This is a genomic window from Gilliamella sp. W8123 (assembly GCF_016101085.1).
Lineage (GTDB): Bacteria > Pseudomonadota > Gammaproteobacteria > Enterobacterales > Orbaceae > Gilliamella > Gilliamella apis.
Window position 1 is genome coordinate 133,791 of record NZ_JACFRE010000002.1, and the last position, 17,572, is coordinate 151,362.

11 protein-coding genes and 1 other RNA gene are annotated in these 17,572 nt (G+C 32.2%); 1 reads left to right on the forward strand and 11 read right to left on the reverse strand.

Going from position 1 to position 17,572, the window contains the following annotated elements:
* Positions 1-5: 5 nt before the first annotated feature.
* The 3 genes from ppk1 to H3T56_RS03480 form a co-directional block, all read right to left on the reverse strand.
* A complete protein-coding gene (gene ppk1, locus H3T56_RS03470) occupies positions 6-2,063 on the reverse strand; it encodes a polyphosphate kinase 1 (RefSeq protein ID WP_198192044.1) in 2,058 nt (685 codons plus the stop codon).
* Between the two features lie 111 nt (positions 2,064-2,174).
* Complete coding sequence (pykF, locus tag H3T56_RS03475; RefSeq protein WP_034902737.1) at positions 2,175-3,587, reverse strand: pyruvate kinase PykF; 1,413 nt, start codon at positions 3,585-3,587, stop codon at positions 2,175-2,177.
* Positions 3,588-3,919: 332 nt separating this feature from the next.
* The gene (locus H3T56_RS03480) at positions 3,920-4,339 is read right to left on the reverse strand and encodes an META domain-containing protein (RefSeq protein ID WP_086354310.1); all 420 of its coding nucleotides are present in this window, start codon (positions 4,337-4,339) and stop codon (positions 3,920-3,922) included.
* A gap of 75 nt (positions 4,340-4,414) precedes the next feature.
* Here H3T56_RS03480 and hrpA point away from each other — a divergent pair, with 75 nt between their 5' ends.
* Positions 4,415-8,281 (forward strand): ATP-dependent RNA helicase HrpA, encoded by a 3,867-nt coding sequence (gene hrpA, locus H3T56_RS03485; protein WP_198192045.1) that lies wholly within the window; start codon positions 4,415-4,417, stop codon positions 8,279-8,281.
* A 66-nt stretch (positions 8,282-8,347) separates the two neighbouring features.
* Here the strand turns inward: hrpA and H3T56_RS03490 are convergent, their stop codons facing one another.
* The 8 genes from H3T56_RS03490 to pheT form a co-directional block, all read right to left on the reverse strand.
* Complete coding sequence (locus tag H3T56_RS03490) at positions 8,348-9,388, reverse strand: YdgH/BhsA/McbA-like domain containing protein (RefSeq protein WP_034902728.1); 1,041 nt, start codon at positions 9,386-9,388, stop codon at positions 8,348-8,350.
* 46 nt (positions 9,389-9,434) lie between these two features.
* Entirely contained in the window at positions 9,435-10,148 is a 714-nt protein-coding gene (locus H3T56_RS03495; RefSeq protein WP_034902725.1) for a helix-turn-helix domain-containing protein, read from the reverse strand.
* A gap of 707 nt (positions 10,149-10,855) precedes the next feature.
* Positions 10,856-11,161, reverse strand: a complete 306-nt coding sequence (locus tag H3T56_RS03500; protein ID WP_034902722.1) for a DUF1870 family protein — start codon at positions 11,159-11,161, stop codon at positions 10,856-10,858.
* 367 nt (positions 11,162-11,528) lie between these two features.
* On the reverse strand, positions 11,529-13,463 hold the full coding sequence (locus tag H3T56_RS03505; protein ID WP_198192118.1) for a U32 family peptidase: 1,935 nt from the start codon (positions 13,461-13,463) through the stop codon (positions 11,529-11,531).
* A 111-nt stretch (positions 13,464-13,574) separates the two neighbouring features.
* On the reverse strand, positions 13,575-14,444 hold the full coding sequence (htpX, locus tag H3T56_RS03510) for a protease HtpX (protein ID WP_065651125.1): 870 nt from the start codon (positions 14,442-14,444) through the stop codon (positions 13,575-13,577).
* Between the two features lie 202 nt (positions 14,445-14,646).
* An RNA gene (gene ffs, locus H3T56_RS03515) (signal recognition particle sRNA small type) lies at positions 14,647-14,742 on the reverse strand.
* 138 nt (positions 14,743-14,880) lie between these two features.
* A complete protein-coding gene (locus H3T56_RS03520; RefSeq protein ID WP_034882129.1) occupies positions 14,881-15,174 on the reverse strand; it encodes an integration host factor subunit alpha in 294 nt (97 codons plus the stop codon).
* Positions 15,175-15,179: 5 nt separating this feature from the next.
* Positions 15,180-17,567, reverse strand: a complete 2,388-nt coding sequence (gene pheT, locus H3T56_RS03525; protein ID WP_086357187.1) for a phenylalanine--tRNA ligase subunit beta — start codon at positions 17,565-17,567, stop codon at positions 15,180-15,182.
* Positions 17,568-17,572 lie beyond the last annotated feature (5 nt).

The window sequence follows — 17,572 nt, forward strand, 5'->3', positions numbered from 1 at the left end:
AACCCTTATACCGATGATTCCATGTGTTTTAAATAGTCATAAATGGCATGTTGTGCTCTTATTTTTTTCTTATTGCCTCGTTGTACATAATTATTCATATTATCTTTATCGATGATTCTTGCTTTGACATTATCATTGCATTGCAAGTTAAAGATATCATGTATAGTAGATTTTAAAACTGGCTCAAAAATTTTAACACCTACTTCAATTCGATTATCTAAGTTACGAGGCATCCAGTCTGCTGATGAAATATAAGTGTCTTTTTTACCATCGTTTTCAAAAATATATACCCGAGCGTGCTCTAAATATTGATCGACAATACTCGTTACATAGATGTTTTCACTTAAATTAGGGATTTGAGGAACTAACACACAAGTCCCCCTAACAATCATTCTAATATTTACACCTGCACATGAAGCTCGATAAAGTTGGTCAATCATCTCTTTATCGGTGATCGCATTCAATTTTAAATAAATACCAGAAGGTTTTCCTGCTTTGGCATTATTAATTTCACGTTCAATAAACTCATAAAAACGTTGACGAGTATTTTGTGGAGAGACCAGTAAGTGATTAAATGAAACAGGTTTAAATGGATTTTCAATGAAATTAAATACTTTAATAACTTCATCGGTAATGGCTGGATCAGAAGTTAATAGTGAAAAATCAGTGTAGACTCGAGCTGTTTTTTCATTAAAGTTACCTGAGCCGATATGTGCATAGCGGACAATTCTATCTTCTTCTCGTCGATCAATTAAAAACAATTTAGCATGGATCTTGAGTTTTGGTTGTGAATAGATAACTTTAATACCACTACGAATTAATCTTTTTGCCCATTTTATATTTGCTTCTTCATCAAAGCGAGCCTGTAGTTCAACCACCACTGTAACTTTTTTACCATTATTGGCGGCATTAATTGCTGCGTGTATAAATCGGGAATCTTTCGCCACCCGATAAATATTCATGCGAATATGGGTCACAGCTGGATCGAAAGAGGCTTGACGCATGATCTCAAGTACATGACCAAATGAATAATAAGGATAGTAGAGCAATACATCTCGATCCTTAATAGTCGCAAAAGCATTCCTAAATTTTTTGAATCGATTATAAGCAAGGCTAGGTAAACGTTTATTAAGTAAATTTTTAACCCCTAAATCAGGAAAGTTAACTAAATCTTTAAAATTAGGATAACGTCCGCCTGGCATTGCATCTTGTTCTGTTAATTTTAACTTATTAATCAATAATTCAAATAATGCTTTAGGCATATCTTTTTGATAGGTAAAGCGTACCGGTTGTGCGGTTAAACGTTGTTTTAATCCTTGTGACATTAATTCTAGTAAACTATCTAGTTCACTATTTAATTCATATTCTGCATCACGATTAATATTGATTGAATAAGCATTTAATTCAACAGCATCAAAAAAGACTTTAAAAATATCGTCTAAACAGTAACGTAAAATATTATCTAAAAAGATAATTGATTTGTTTTTGGTTGAAACTTCCGATGGTAATAAAACAAAACGAGGAGCATTGTCGGTAGGCAGCTCCAATAAGGCATAACTAATATTGTCTTTACAAATAATTTCCACTGCCAAATAAGCATGATCATCTTTGAGAAATTGGATCAATTCAGTATGGCTATCAAGAAGAATAGGGGTGATATATTGTCTTAGATTTTGCTTATAGTAATTTTTTATCCAATTTTCTTGATAACTAGTAAGTTGTCTCTCATTTATTAGGAAAATCTGGTTTCTAGCCATTTCTAATAATAGTTCGTTATAGAGCTGATCAAATTGTAATTCAAGTTGAATAACTTTTTGGTTAACTTGTCTTAATAAATGTTTCGCATTTGAGGTGGATTGAGATTGTTCTTGCTCAATAAGAACATATTTTTTTAAGTTTGCAAATTGAACTTTATAAAATTCGTCTAGATTACTGGAGTAAATACCTAAAAAACGGATTCGTTCTATAAGAGGATTACTTTCATCAGCAGCCTCTTGTAGTACACGTTGATTAAAGGATAACCAACTGAGTTCTTTGGGTAAATATACTTTTTCTATAATCATGTCTTATTTGGTCCAGTCCACAAATTGAATATCTAACAGCATAACGCATGTTAAAAAAAAAGCTAGCACATCGCTAGCTTTTTATTATTCATTTAAACAATTTTAAAATGATTAGATACGGTGTACCGAAGTTGTATTAGTAGTACCACTTGGAACCAATGCACCTGATACCATAACAATCGTATCACCTTGTTTAACATTACAAACTTTAACTGCCATTTCTTTACCTAAACGGTAGAAATCGTCAGTTGAGTTAATCGCATCAATTAAAATTGGTTCAACACCTTTAGATAATGCTAATTGATTAACTGTTTTTTGACTTGAAGATAATGCTAAAATACGAGCTGTCGGGAAGTAATGACGAAGTTCACGAGCAGATTTACCACTACGAGTAGCAACAACAATTAATGGCACATTTAAACGTTCAGCAATTTCAACTGCACCACAACAAACTGCAGCAGTAATACGTAATGTTTCTTCTTTGGTTGTTAACTCAAGTTTAGCAGGAATAGTACCATCAGTACGTTTACAAATAGTAGCCATCACATTTACTGCTTCAAATGGATATTTACCTTTAGCACTTTCACCTGATAACATAACTGCGTCGGTTCCATCGATGATTGCATTAGCAACGTCTCCAGCTTCAGCACGAGTAGGGCGAGGGTTTTTAATCATTGAGTCTAACATTTGTGTTGCAGTAATAACTGGTTTTGACGCCTTATTACATTTTTTGATCATCATTTTTTGAGCAAAAATAACTTCTTCAACAGCGATTTCCACACCTAAGTCACCGCGAGCCACCATGATACCGTCAGAAGCTTCTAAAATTTCATCAAAATTATCTAAACCTTCTTGGTTTTCAATTTTAGAAATAATTTTAATTTCTTCACCACCGTGAGCTTTAAGATGAGCACGGATATCTTCAACGTCAGAACGTTTACGGATAAAAGATGCAGCAATAAAGTCAACACCTTGCTCACAACCGAAAATTAAATCATTTTTATCTTTTTCAGCAAGTGCAGGTAATTTAATTGAAACGCCAGGTAAGTTAATACCTTTATTTTCACCTAAATCACCATTATTTAGTACTTTACAGACAACTTCGTTACCGTTGATTTCGACAACGTCCATAGCGATTAAACCATCATCAACCAAAACACGATTGCCAGGTTTAAGATCTTGAGCAAAACCTTTATAAGTAACCGCAACACGTTCTGAATTACCAACTACGGTTTCATCGGTAGTAAAAGTGAAAGTTTGACCAGCAACAAGTGATACATCATTACCACCTTCTAACTTAATAGTACGGATTTCTGGACCTTTAGTATCCAACATAATTGCCGCTTTTAAGCCAGTTTCTTGCATTACTTCACGTAAATTTTTGATTCGATTACCGTGTTCTTCATAATCACCATGAGAGAAGTTTAAACGCATTACATTCATGCCTGCATTTAATAATTTGGTTAACATCTCTTTTGATTCTGATTTTGGTCCTATAGTACAAACGATTTTTGTCTTTTTCATAATATTATCACTACTTGTTAAGGTTAATGTTTAAATTTCATATAAACTGGGTATATGTCTAAATGCAAAGTATTTACATTGGATTGAAAGGGATATAAGAAGGATCTAGCAACTGAAAAATAGTTACTTAATTTTATTTCAGTGTCTGAAAAATTGACTATTTTCATTAAAATTTAGATCCTCAAAAAATTGGCTTCATTATAGACTTAACTCTATTTTAAATAAAGTTTTTTATCACTAAATCTGTTTTAAGTTTATACAATTAGTATAAGATAACAGATTGGATAATAACGATAGATTTTATAAAAATTTTGAGGAGAGGGGTTTTTAAGTTACATATAATCCTTTAATTGAAAGATAAGTGTATCTTGATTATTTCTCAACACTAATTTAGTGCCAATTAATTGAACATTTGCCCCATCAATAATCAGTTTTTTAATCACATTATCAAGTAAATCTAATTGTTTATTCTGACAGTTATTGTTGGTCATATTAATTATATGGCCTTTGATCATATTATTTTCAAGTTTGACTTGAGCTGAAAATTCACTACATATTTTTCCAATCATAATCATATTTTCGCCAAATTCTAAATCAACATTTTTGAAAATAGGTAAACTCAAACCATTATTTTCCATCAGGATATAATGGTGATGCATAAGATCCTGTTCATTGATGCTATTTGAAAAAGCGCATCCAGTTGAGTTAAATATTAGCGAAGCAGATAATAATAGTAATAGTGATTTCTTCATTTAATCTCCTATAAATAAGGAATATTTGCTATAATTTATAACAATTATAATTGTGAATAATATACTCAACGCCTTATGGTATCTCAACAATTAAACAAATTGTCGTCAATGACTTTCTTAGAACAACTGAAAATAAGAAAGCTTATTAATAAAAAACAAAATATTGCTGAAATCGAATCAGCAATAAATTTAGCTATTGAACATTATAATATTCGATTACAATCTTTACCTAATCATATTGATTTTCCTAGTAATTTACCTGTAGTTGAAAAAAAACAGGCTATTTATGAAGCAATTAAACATCATCAAGTAGTCATAATTGCTGGCGAAACTGGCTCAGGTAAGACGACACAAATTCCCAAAATATGTCTAGAATTAGGGCTAGGTGTTAAAGGCTATATTGGTCATACTCAACCTAGAAGATTAGCCGCTCGTTCGGTAGCCAATCGTATTGCTGAAGAATTGAAAACGGAAATAGGGCAATTAGTCGGCTACAAAGTTAGATTTTCAGATCATGTTAGTGATAGTACATTGGTTAAATTGATGACTGATGGCATTTTATTAGCAGAAATTCAACAAGATAAGCTATTGCTGCAATATGATACTATCATTATAGATGAAGCTCATGAACGTAGTTTAAATATTGATTTTATTTTAGGATATTTAAAACAACTATTACCTAAACGCCCTGATTTAAAAGTCATTATCACTTCGGCAACAATAGATGTTGAACGTTTCTCTAATCATTTTGATCATGCTCCGATAATTGAAGTATCAGGTAGAACCTATCCAGTTGAAGTTAGGTATCGGCCAGTGATTTTTAGTGAGGATTCTGAAAGTGATAAAAACAATGATTTTCAACCAATCATTGATGCTATCGATGAGCTTTCATCTGAAAGTGCTGGTGATATACTCATTTTTCTAACGGGAGAACGTGAAATACGTGATCTTGCCGATACATTAAGAAAATTAGAATTGAAACATACTGAAATTCTACCTTTATATGCAAGGCTATCGGCATCAGAACAAAATCGCATTTTCCAACCGCATAATGGACGACGAATTGTATTAGCAACTAATGTTGCTGAAACATCGCTCACTGTTCCAGGCATTAAATATGTTATCGATCCTGGCTTAGCCAGAATAAGTCGTTATAGCTATCGTACTAAGGTGCAAAGATTACCAATTGAACCAATTTCTCAAGCATCGGCAAATCAACGCAAAGGGCGTTGTGGTAGAACATCAGACGGTATATGTATTCGGCTTTATGATGAACAGGATTTTCTATCGAGGCCTGAATTTACTGAACCAGAAATATTACGAACAAATTTAGCCTCAGTTATATTACAAATGACATCATTAGGATTAGGTGATATTGCTGCTTTTCCGTTTGTGGAATCACCTGATTCTAGGTATATTCGTGATGGCATACGACTATTAGAAGAACTCGGAGCTATTTATACTAAACATCATCATTATCACTTAACTGATATAGGTCGAATTTTATCTCAGTTGCCTATAGATCCTCGATTAGCGAGAATGTTAGTTGAAGCAAGACAATTAGGTTGTATAAAAGAAGTGATGATTATTACCGCTGCATTGTCAATACAAGATCCTCGAGAACGTCCATTTGATAAACAGCAAGCTTCTGATGAAAAACATCGACGATTTGCCGATAAAGAATCAGATTTTATCTCTTTTATTAATTTATGGAATTATATTGCCAGCCAACAAGCAGAATTATCGGGTAATCAATTTAGACGTTTATGTCAAAAAGAATACCTCAATTATCTGCGTATTCGTGAATGGCAAGATGTTTATACGCAAATTAGGCAAACTGTTAAACAACTAGCATTTCCGATTAATAGCCAATTAGCGGATTATCGTTCATTACACATTGCACTATTAAGTGGATTATTATCGCATGTTGGGATGAAAGAAATCGAAAAACATGAATATATTGGTGCTCGTAATATCAAATTTGCTATTTTCCCTAATTCAGCGATTTTTAAAAATCAACCGAAATGGTGTATAGCTAGTGAATTGGTTGAAACCAGCCGATTGTGGGGTAGAACTGCAGCCAAAATTGAAGCTGAGTGGATCGAACCAATAGCTAAACATTTAGTTAAATACAGTTACAGTGAGCCGAGATGGTCTAAAAAACAAGGAACAACCATTGCTAATGAAAAAGTCACTTTATATGGATTACCTATTGTTGCTAGTCGCACGGTTAATTACAGTAAAATTGATCCAATATTAAGTCGTTCTTTATTTATTCGCCATGCGTTAGTGGAAGGTGATTGGCAAACTAACCACAGTTTTTATAAGCAAAATCAAAAATTAATCAATGAAGTTGAGGATCTTGAACATAAGTCTCGACGTCAAGATATTTTGATTGATGATGATGACCTATATAATTTTTATGACCAACGAATAGATAAATCAGTAATTTCTGCAAAGCATTTTGATACATGGTGGAAAACAAAACAAAAAGTTGATCCAGAATTTCTTAATGTTGAAAAAAATATGTTGATCAAACCGTCAGCACAACCAGTGAAAGTGAATGATTATCCAGATTTTTGGTATCAAGACAACTTAAAGCTACCTTTAAGTTATCAGTTTGACCTTGGTAATGAACGTGACGGCGTCACAATCACTATTCCACTAAATATCCTTAATCAGATAAAAAATAGTGGTTTTGATTGGCAAGTTCCTGGTTTTCGCTATGATTTAATTATCTCATTAATCAAGTCATTACCTAAATCATTACGTAAAAGTTTGGTACCGGCACCTAACTATGCTGAAGCCTTTTTGAGTAGAGTCAATTCTACAGCATCGCCGTTACTTGAAACGTTACAAAATGAATTTAGAAAAATGACCGGTACTAGGATTGAGTCAACAGATTGGCAACTTGATCAAGTACCTAGTTACTTAAAGATGAATTTCAGTATTGTTGATCATAATCGCGAAATTGCTTTCGGCAAAGATTTAGTTAAACTTCAAGAACAACTTAAAACAGAAGTTCAACAAGCTTTATCATCCTTAACCCAGAAAAAATCGATTAAAATAGAAAAGAATAATATTACAGATTGGGATTTTGGTTCTTTACCTGCAATCTATGAAGAAAAACAAAAAAATTACACAATTAAAGCTTATCCAGCGATTATTGATAATCAACATTCAGTTAGTATTAAACTTGTTGATTCTTTGGAAGAACAAAAGCGATTAAGCAAGTTAGGTATTCGACGATTATTAATCCTCAATATTCCATCACCGATAAAATATTTACATGAGAAACTGCCAAACAAATCTAAGCTAGGTTTATATTTCAATTCGTTTGGAACAGTACTCAATCTTATTGATGATTGCATTGCTTGTGGCGTTGATCATTTAATAGAAAAAAACAACCAAATTATTGATAATCAACAACAATATCAACAACTTCTAACTTACACTAAAAGCCATATCAATGAAACTGTTGTTGATATTGCTAAACAAGTAGAATCAATATTAACGTTACACTTTAATATTAATAAAAAATTAAAAGGTCGAGTAGATCTATCCCTTGCTTTTGCTTTATCTGATATCAAACAGCAAGTCAGTGAATTAGTCTATAAAGGGTTTGTTGCACAAACCGGTTATGACAAACTTCCTGATATTTACCGCTATTTATCTGCGATTGAAAAACGCTTAGAGAAGCTTGGTTCGAATATGGCTAAAGATAGACAAGCAATGAATATAATAGAAGAAGTTAAGAATGAATATCAAACTTGGCTAAATAGTTTGCCAGAAAATCAAAAATCATTAAGCAAAGTGACTAACATTAAATGGATGATTGAAGAACTAAGAGTTAATCTTTTTGCACAACAATTAGGAACACCTTATCCAATTTCAGCAAAACGCATAAGACAACAAATAGAGACTGTATCGACAGAGTTATAATTTTAGAATCTATAATCTGATAAGTTATGAGAATAAAAAGAAGGGCGCTTAGGCGCCCATTTTTGATTATCGATAAAGATCAACAAATACCGTAATATTTGGGCCTTTAGTATCATGTGCTACACGAGCAATATGATAATATTTTGCGCCAGCTTCAATCGCACGTTTACCTGCTTGATAAGAAATTTCTTGATCAGTGACATAATAGCCTCTGAATTTTAATGTATCAAACGCAACCATTTTAGCTGCTGTAGCATCATTGAGTTCTTGTATTTTTCTTCCATCAGGTAATGTTACGGTGTAACGAGTTACTCTTTGAGGTTCTGTAGCAACAGTACTTGTTGTTTCAGTATTTGATGATGTTGCAACTTTACCTGTAGTCGTTGTGGTAGTCGTTTTATCTATAACTTTATTATTAAATTTATCAGCATAATATTTTTCATTAAACGCTGAAGGAGAATAATAACCAGGTTTTTCAACCTGCATTGCAGCATCGCCACCTTTAGCTAAAGCTAATTGACCCGCTTCAGAATCATAAGGAATAGCATCTTCAGGTTGTAATTTTCGTTCTGGTGCATCTTTTTTGAATAAATAAGCTGCAATTTGTAAATTACTACCTATTTCTGAACGTGAATCAATATAGAACCCATAAGCCCCTTTAGCTGAAGCTTCTTTAGCAATTGCTTGATTGATGTCATAATCGGTTGGGAAGTAACCACGAATACGAACAATATTAAATGGTTCTAAACGAATAGCTTTTGATTTTGGATACTCATAAACCCCTTCAAACTTACGTAAACTTTCCGCTTGTTCTACAGCTTTAGGTGCATCTGATTTATACAATTTAGCATAAACAATTCGTAAAGTATCATTAGATGGACTAATATTGGTAGTAGTAATATAGAAAGAAGCCGCACCTTCATTATCAGCAGCTTTAGACATAGCCATAAGGTAATCGCTATCGGTATAAAAAGCACCTCTAATAGTAATGCTTTTGTAAGATTGCATGCTATTAGCTTGTTCTTCAGTTAACTGCTGGGCAGCGAATGAAGAACAGGGGATAAGTGCAATAGTTGCTGCAATAAATGTTTTCTTTAAACTTGTCATATAAAAAACCTTACAGTAAATTTTAATTAATTTAGTACAGATAAATTTAGTTACATATTTCTATTAAAGCTTCTAAATTATTAATATATATGTATTTCCCTTTAGCTGTTAAAATATTTTGTTCTTGTAATTTTGATAAATTCCGGCTAACGGTTTCAATCGTCAAGCCTAAGTAATTGGCTATATCAGCACGACTCATTGCCAGTTTGATATTTAAAGAAGTATGTCCTCTTTGTTGATATCTAAGATAAAGAGAATAGATAAAAGTAGCAAGACGTTCATCAGATTTTTTTTGCGAATAACAGAGAATTAATTTTTGATAATTATATATATCTGTACTTAATAATTTAAATATCAGATCACGAACATCTTTGTTACTGTCAATTAATGACATTAATTCATCATAGTAAAGTTCACAAAGCGAAGTATTTCCTAATGCTTGAATATTGCTATTATATACCTTAGTTGAAATGGAATCTAAACCAACGATATCCCCAGGTAAATAAAATCCATTAATTTGTTCTGTTTTTTCTGGAGTAGTGACAAACGTCTTTAATGCACCAGAATGAACAATATAAAACTTTTTAAATGGAGTTTTTGATTTAACAACTATTTCATCTTTTAAATATGATTTTTGCCGTTCTAAAACATTACTTAGTGAATTATTAAGTAACATAGGGATACACAATCCACCAATACTACATAATTCACAAGGAACTGAATAACTATTGCTACGCAATGTTTTATAAATAGTGTGCATATAAACCTAAATAGAATCGTTAAAGATTTTAATTGCTAAGATTACCATATTTTATGATAAAACAAAAACTAACTATATAGTTTATATTTTATTATTCAATAAATAGAAAAGAAATAAAAAATTATTATTAAATAATTAAATTACCACTTTTTGGTATTTTAACTTATTAAAAATCTCATTTTACCGAGTAATAAAGAGATAAACGGGGATAGATTATAATATCTATTATTTAACATAATATACATTATGCGCACCAATACAGTTTTATAAGAGGCGACCTAAATAATGATACTAATTGCAAAATGTTAGTAGCATTTTATTCTTGCTCGGTTCAAAAAATCCAATATTTAAACTCTTTAAATTTCACTTACGATTATCGAATTTAATTTATAAAATCTCGGTTTCATTGAACATCCGAAATCAAAATCTAATGTTATATTGAATTGCTATCGCATTCGATGAACTATTATTTTTAATTATAAAATAGTTTTATTATATAGAGTTTAAGCGCTATAAATTAAAAATTAGATCATCAAGAAGAAAAAATATACGCAATCCATATAATGAGATAATACGTATATAATCTATTAAAAATTTGGTAATTTAATTCAAAGAGAAAAAACAATGTCATACAATTATTAATTGTACATTTTTTGATTTTTAGCCAACGTTGTCAGCTGAAGATATAAAAATATGATGTAAATTTATTAGATTATTTTATCAATAAAACCTTTAGAATAAAGCTCAGCTTTTACTGAATCAATTAACCTTGAATAAACCAAATTGCCAATTTTATTATTACTGAATAAGTTATCAGTCTGTAATAATAAAAGTAATTCTGTCCTTTCTTCTTTAAGTTTATTCATGATGTTTATAACATCATCTGGAATTTTTCTGCTTCCGCTTTCCCTATATTGCCATGCTCGCTTTGAGCACTTACCGATATATGTTACGGCATCTGCAACATAAAGAAAAAATAAACGCCTAAGCGCTTTCAATTCGATATTAGTCATATAAATCTTATTTTCAACTATTAGCTAATGAAATTGAATAAAATCCATAATATTTATCACAATAAGAATTGATTCAAGTCAAATATTGCTTATTCTATAATACGTTAATAAATATAATCTTAATAATCAATACAAGATCGTTAGTTGAGTGCTACTATAATGATTTTTGTTATTAATAAATTATTATTTTGGCAGTTATTAGAAGAGTAATGTAACCGCCCTTTTCTTTTGAGGTAATTTTATTATAAATCAAATATTTAAAGTTAGAATAATGTATATTATGTTAAATATAACGTATTATTACGAACTTAGTTCTTCTTTAAAAAAGAACTAATTTATTCAGTAAATTTTGTTTCTTTGACTGTAATTATTTATTGGTTAATAAAATCAATTCACTTCCTGGTAATGGCATTTTTAAAATGTGTTTTCTGATTTTACCCCAAACTTGCATTTCACAGGCTTTGCAATTAAATTTAAGTATTAATTCTTCATTATTATTTTGTATTAATTTCATTGGTGTTACTTTTGTTTTCACACCTTGAATACCTTTAGCTTGTTTAGGACATAAATTAAACGCAAATCTCAAACAATGTTTTGTAATCATTAATGGCGCATCATCTTTAACTTCATGTCCTTCAAAAGCACTTTCAATTAGTTTAACGCCATGCTGAGTATAAAATTCTCTAGCCTTATGATTATAAATATTTGCTAAAAAGCTTAGTTGCTCTTCTGGATAAATTGGCGCAGGTTCCGCTTGTGGTTTTCGTAACTTTCTTTGGTAATGAGTTAGCCGTTCCAATGTTAACTTATCAATAATATCTCTTCGTAATTGATTTAATTGGCTACTTGGAATAAAAAATATCTCGGTCAAATTAACTTCTAAATCAGTAAGATAATATATCGTTTGACCAATTTTTGATAAGATATCTTTTATATTTTTGAGTGCTTTATCAGATTGTTCAGCTAATTCAAACTCACCCTTTAAAGTAATTTTTACACTACAGCCCTCTTCACTTGTTGCTATCAATTGAACAACATTTGATTGATTGAACAATTCAAATGCTACACCAATTCGACGACTACTCGATTCTTTTAATAAAGCTTGTTGCCAATTGTGATCAAGGTTACGATTAATTTGATAAGGTAATTTTAAGGAATGAAATACCTTAGGTAATTCATTAGGAAACACTCGATAATGATTATTAGCAACTTTTTCAACTTTATCAGCTCTGAATCCTACGATTTCACGCTTTACCAAGACGTTTAATCCATCACCATTCGTTAAAACTTTTTCAGATTTAATATCAATTGTTTGGTTAGTAACTTTCGTCATCTCACCGATAGGTAAGCCAATAAATTTAGGTGAATCAAAAGCGCCAATATTGGCTTGTCTACCCCGAACAAAATAATCAGTAGCACCTCGATGAAATGTTCTATTGGGATCTGGAGTGAATGAATGTTGAGTTCTACCACTTGATGCACTTGCAAAATCATCCGATTTTTCTAAAATTTCATCGAGTTTTTTACGATAAAATGCCGTTATATTTTTTACATAGCTTAAATCTTTATAACGTCCTTCTATTTTAAATGACCTAACTCCAGCTTGTATCAATTCGATTAAGTTTTCAGATTGATTATTATCTTTCATTGATAAAAGATGTTTTTCATAAGCAACAACACGGCCTTGATCATCCTTTAATGTGAATGGTAAACGGCATGCTTGCGAACAATCACCTCGATTAGCACTTCTACCCGTTTGCGCATGAGAAATATAACATTGACCTGAAAATGCAACACATAAAGCCCCATGAATAAAAAATTCAATATTGGCATCTATTTGTTGATGAATATTCGCTATTTCAGTTAAGTTTAATTCTCGAGCTAGAACTATTTGCGAAAAACCAACATCTGAAAGGAATTTAGCTTTTTCCGGGGTTCGAATATCCATTTGCGTGCTAGCATGTAAATCTATCGGCGGAATATCCATGGCTAATATGCCCATATCTTGAACAATTAAAGCATCAACTCCAGCATCATATAATTGCCAGATCAATTGTCGAGCTATCTCAAGTTCATTATCGTGCAAAATAGTATTTAATGTGACAAAAACTTTGGCATAAAAACGATGGGCAAACTCAACTAATTCGGCTATATCACTGACTGAATTACCGGCATTATGACGGGCACCAAAATGCGGGCCTCCAATATAAACTGCGTCAGCCCCATGTAAGATTGCTTGTTTGGCAATGTCTATATTTTTCGCAGGACTAAGTAATTCAAGTTTATTATTGTTGGTTTGCAGGTACATATTAAATCTCTAGGAATATTATCGATTGATAAAATAAATGGCAAATATTATTACTATTTGCCATTAAGGTTTTATTTGTTTATTAAGCCAATATTTAAAGTTTTATTAACCAATAATTGATTGATTTCTTAAAGCTTCAATTCGTTTTTCTAAAGGTGGATGAGATAAGAATAGTTGGGAAAATCTGGCTTTCTTCTCACCATTAATGCAAAAAGCTAAAATTGACGCTTCTTCATTTGGTTCATGGCTTACTTTTAGTTTTTCTAATGCAGCAATCATTTTGGCAGAACCTACCAATTTTGCAGAACCTGCATCGGCATGAAATTCGCGGTAACGCGAGAACCACATTGCAACCATACTTGCTAAGATTCCAAAGATAGTTTCAAATATCATTGCTATCACGTAATAGGCTATATCAGCTAATGCTTCACTACGATCTTCTATTACTTTAGCAAACATTGACGCTATAATTCGTGAAATAAAGATAACAAACGTATTTAGTACACCTTGTAGGAGTGCCATAGTCACCATATCGCCATTTGCTACATGACTCATTTCATGACCAATTACCGCTTCTGCTTCATCTTGGGTCATTGCCGCTAATAATCCGGTACTTACCGCAACTAAAGAACTGTTTTTAGTCGCTCCTGTTGCAAAAGCATTAATATCATCTGCTTCATAAATTGCTACTGCTGGCATCTTTAATTTAAGTTGATCTGATTGGCGACGTACGACATCAAGTAACCACTGTTCTTGAGCATTACGAGCCTCTTTTATCACTTGACCACCAACAGAACGTAGTGCCATTCTTTTAGACAAAAGAAGTGATATAAATGAACCACCAAAACCAAAAAGAGCTGCAAAAATAAGTAGTCCTAAGGTACTCTGGGCATTCACGCCTAAAATACTCAGAATTATACCAAATACAAACATAACCGCTAAGTTAGTTAGAAGAAACAATCCAACTCGCATCATATACAAATTCCTCATTACTTTGCTTAATTTAAATAATTTCATTTAAGAAAATAAATAAAATTTGATATATGATCGCAAAAATGCTGTATTCCTACAACCTATTTAGTTACAAAATTAAAAAAAGAAAAATCAATTGATTAATAAACAAACAACGACAAGCTTAATAATTTTTTATTTTTGAGAGAAAATGTTTTGGAGGAGACCCTATCAGCCACATCCCACACACATATTTTTTACTTTGGCTGCTTCCTTCCGGACCTGACCTGATGAGCAAAAAAATGTTGCAAGAGGACCCATAGAGCCTCCATAGAGGAGGTGTATTATGCTTGATTCAGCAATTAATTACAATAATTTTTTAACAAAAAAGTAAACAACCTTTTTGTTGTAATAACAACAAAAAGGCTATTACTTACAAAACAATTTTTAAAAAATTTAATTATAAAGTTAAATTTTTCTCAATTCGTTCTCTAAATTTAATGCCTGGTCTAAATGTGACAACTCGTCGAGCTGAGATATCTACACTCTCACCAGTTTTAGGATTACGACCTGGACGTGAATTTTTATCACGAACAGCAAAATTGCCGAATCCAGAAAGTTTAACTGGCTCACCTTTTTCTAAAGCAACGCGAATTTCTTCAAAAAAAAGTTCAACAAGGACTTTAGCTTCTTGACGATCGATATCAAATTTATCGGCAAGACGATCTGCAATATCAGCTTTAGTTAATGTCATAATTATCATTCTCTTAATAGGGCATTGAAACGATTCTGTAAAGCAATAACACAATTGCTTACAATGTTTGTTATATCTTCTTCTTCCAGTGTACGTGATTTGTCTTGTAAAATCAAACTGATAGCAAGGCTTTTTTGATTATTGTCAATTTTATCACCTTGATAAACATCAAACAAGTTAACTTTTACAAGTTGCTCACCACCAGCACGCTTACACTCAGAGATAATATCCGCTGCTGGAATTGTATTCGATACTACGACAGCTATATCACGTTTATTTGATGGATATTTTGATAACTCATGAGCAACAGGAACTTTTTTATCATTAATTTTAGCTAAATTTATTTCAAAAACAAGCGTTTTACTGTTTAAAGATAATTTTTTTTCAATTTCAGGGTGTAAAACACCAAAATTGCCGATAACTTCGCCATTAAAAAGGATTGTAGCACTTTGTCCAGGGTGTAATGCATCAAGTTCGGAACGTTGATATTCAATACCATCAGAACAGCCTAAAAGAATAAATAACTGTTCTAAATCCCCTTTTACATCATAAAAATCGATATTTTGTTTAGGTAATATCCAATGTTCTTCATATAAACTTCCAGTAACAACACCAGATAACATTAATTCTTGACGAACACCAAACTCACAGCTTTCATCTGGTATAAATCGTAATCCAGTCTCAAATAATCGCATGCGAGATTGTTGGCGATTTTGGTTGTATAACACTGCATCTAATAAGCCAGACCATAAAGACAAACGCATAACCGACATTTCACTCGAAATTGGGTTTGGTAATGTAATTTGTGGTTGTTGTGGATGTAATGTTTGCTGAATTTTAGGGTCAACAAAACTATAAGTTACGGCTTCTTGATAGCCTTTGTCCACTAGTAGATTTTTTACTCTAGATAAAGAAATTTTATTTTCCGGTTTTGGTTTCATCACCGATTCAATTTTCATATTCACATTAGGAATATTGTTATAGCCATAAATCCGTGCGACTTCTTCAACTAGATCTTCTTCAAGTTGTAAATCAAATCGCCAGCTAGGTGATTTAACAGTCCAACTATCATCATTATAGACAACTTCACAACCTAATCTTACTAGAATATCGGTAATCTTTTGAGTTTCAATATGATAGCCAATAATGCGATCAATTCTGTTTCGACGTAATTTAATTTTTGCTTGAGCAGGAAGCTCATTTTCATTCACAACTTCAGTAATAGGCCCTACTTCACCACCACAGATATCAACAATCAATTGAGTTGCTCTTTCGATTGCAGCTGATTGTAAATAAGGATCAACACCTCTTTCATAACGATGAGAAGCTTCTGTATGTAAACCGTATTCACGAGCTTTACCAGTTATAGCTAATGGAGAAAAGAACGCTGATTCAAGAAATATATCTTTCGTTGATGCAGTTACCCCTGATTTTTCACCGCCCATAATACCGGCGATTGCTAATGCTTTTTGCTGATCAGCTATGACTAATGTTTTTTCATCAAGCTTAACCTCGTTGCCATTAAGTAAGACAAGCTTTTCATCTTTATTGGCATAACGCACAACAATGCCTTTGTCAATCTCAGCTAAGTCAAAAGCGTGCATTGGATGACCGAGTTCTAATAATACATAGTTAGTAACATCGACAATGGCATCAACAGAACGAATACCGCCTCTACGTAACTTCTCTTTCATCCATAGTGGAGTTGAAGCATCAACTTTAACATTTTTGATAATGCGACCTAAATAACGAGGGGCTGCTTTAGCTGCATCAACCTGAATAGGTAAAGTATCATTTATTGTATGAGTGATATTTTCAACTTTTAGTTCTTTCATTGGGATATTGTTTACAGCAGAAATATCTCTCGCGACACCAATGATACCAAAACAATCGGCACGATTTGGTGTAACGCTAATATCAATCATTACATCATCTAAATTTAAATATTGTCTTATATCTTGTCCTAAAGGGGCGTCCTCTGGTAATTCAATAATTCCATTATGATCGTCAGAAATGCCTAACTCAGAATAAGAACACAACATCCCTTCCGATGGTTCACCGCGAAGTTTTGCTGCTTTGATTTTAAAATCACCAGGTAATACAGCGCCAATTGTGGCACAAGCTACGGTTAAACCTTGACGACAATTAGGTGCACCGCAAACAATATCCAATAATTCAGGTTTACCAATATCTACTTTGGTTACTCGTAATTTGTCAGCATTAGGATGTTGTTTACATTCAACAACTCTACCCACGACTACACTGGTAAAATCACCAGCAACTTTTTCAATATCATCTACTTCTAAACCAGCCATAGTTAACTGATCTGATAATTTATCGCTACTTATTTCTGGATTGATCCATTCACGTAGCCAACTTTCACTAAATTTCATGTTTT

Excerpts from the sequence above, each read along its gene's own strand:
- ppk1 (WP_198192044.1), bottom strand. The coding sequence starts at position 2,063 with ATGATTATAGAAAAAGTATATTTACCCAAAGAACTCAGTTGGTTATCC.
- pykF (WP_034902737.1), bottom strand. The coding sequence starts at position 3,587 with ATGAAAAAGACAAAAATCGTTTGTACTATAGGACCAAAATCAGAATCA.
- H3T56_RS03480 (WP_086354310.1), bottom strand. The coding sequence starts at position 4,339 with ATGAAGAAATCACTATTACTATTATTATCTGCTTCGCTAATATTTAAC.
- hrpA (WP_198192045.1), top strand. The coding sequence starts at position 4,415 with ATGGTATCTCAACAATTAAACAAATTGTCGTCAATGACTTTCTTAGAA.
- H3T56_RS03490 (WP_034902728.1), bottom strand. The coding sequence starts at position 9,388 with ATGACAAGTTTAAAGAAAACATTTATTGCAGCAACTATTGCACTTATC.
- H3T56_RS03495 (WP_034902725.1), bottom strand. The coding sequence starts at position 10,148 with ATGCACACTATTTATAAAACATTGCGTAGCAATAGTTATTCAGTTCCT.
- H3T56_RS03500 (WP_034902722.1), bottom strand. The coding sequence starts at position 11,161 with ATGACTAATATCGAATTGAAAGCGCTTAGGCGTTTATTTTTTCTTTAT.
- htpX (WP_065651125.1), bottom strand. The coding sequence starts at position 14,444 with ATGATGCGAGTTGGATTGTTTCTTCTAACTAACTTAGCGGTTATGTTT.
- H3T56_RS03520 (WP_034882129.1), bottom strand. The coding sequence starts at position 15,174 with ATGACATTAACTAAAGCTGATATTGCAGATCGTCTTGCCGATAAATTT.
- pheT (WP_086357187.1), bottom strand. The coding sequence starts at position 17,567 with ATGAAATTTAGTGAAAGTTGGCTACGTGAATGGATCAATCCAGAAATA.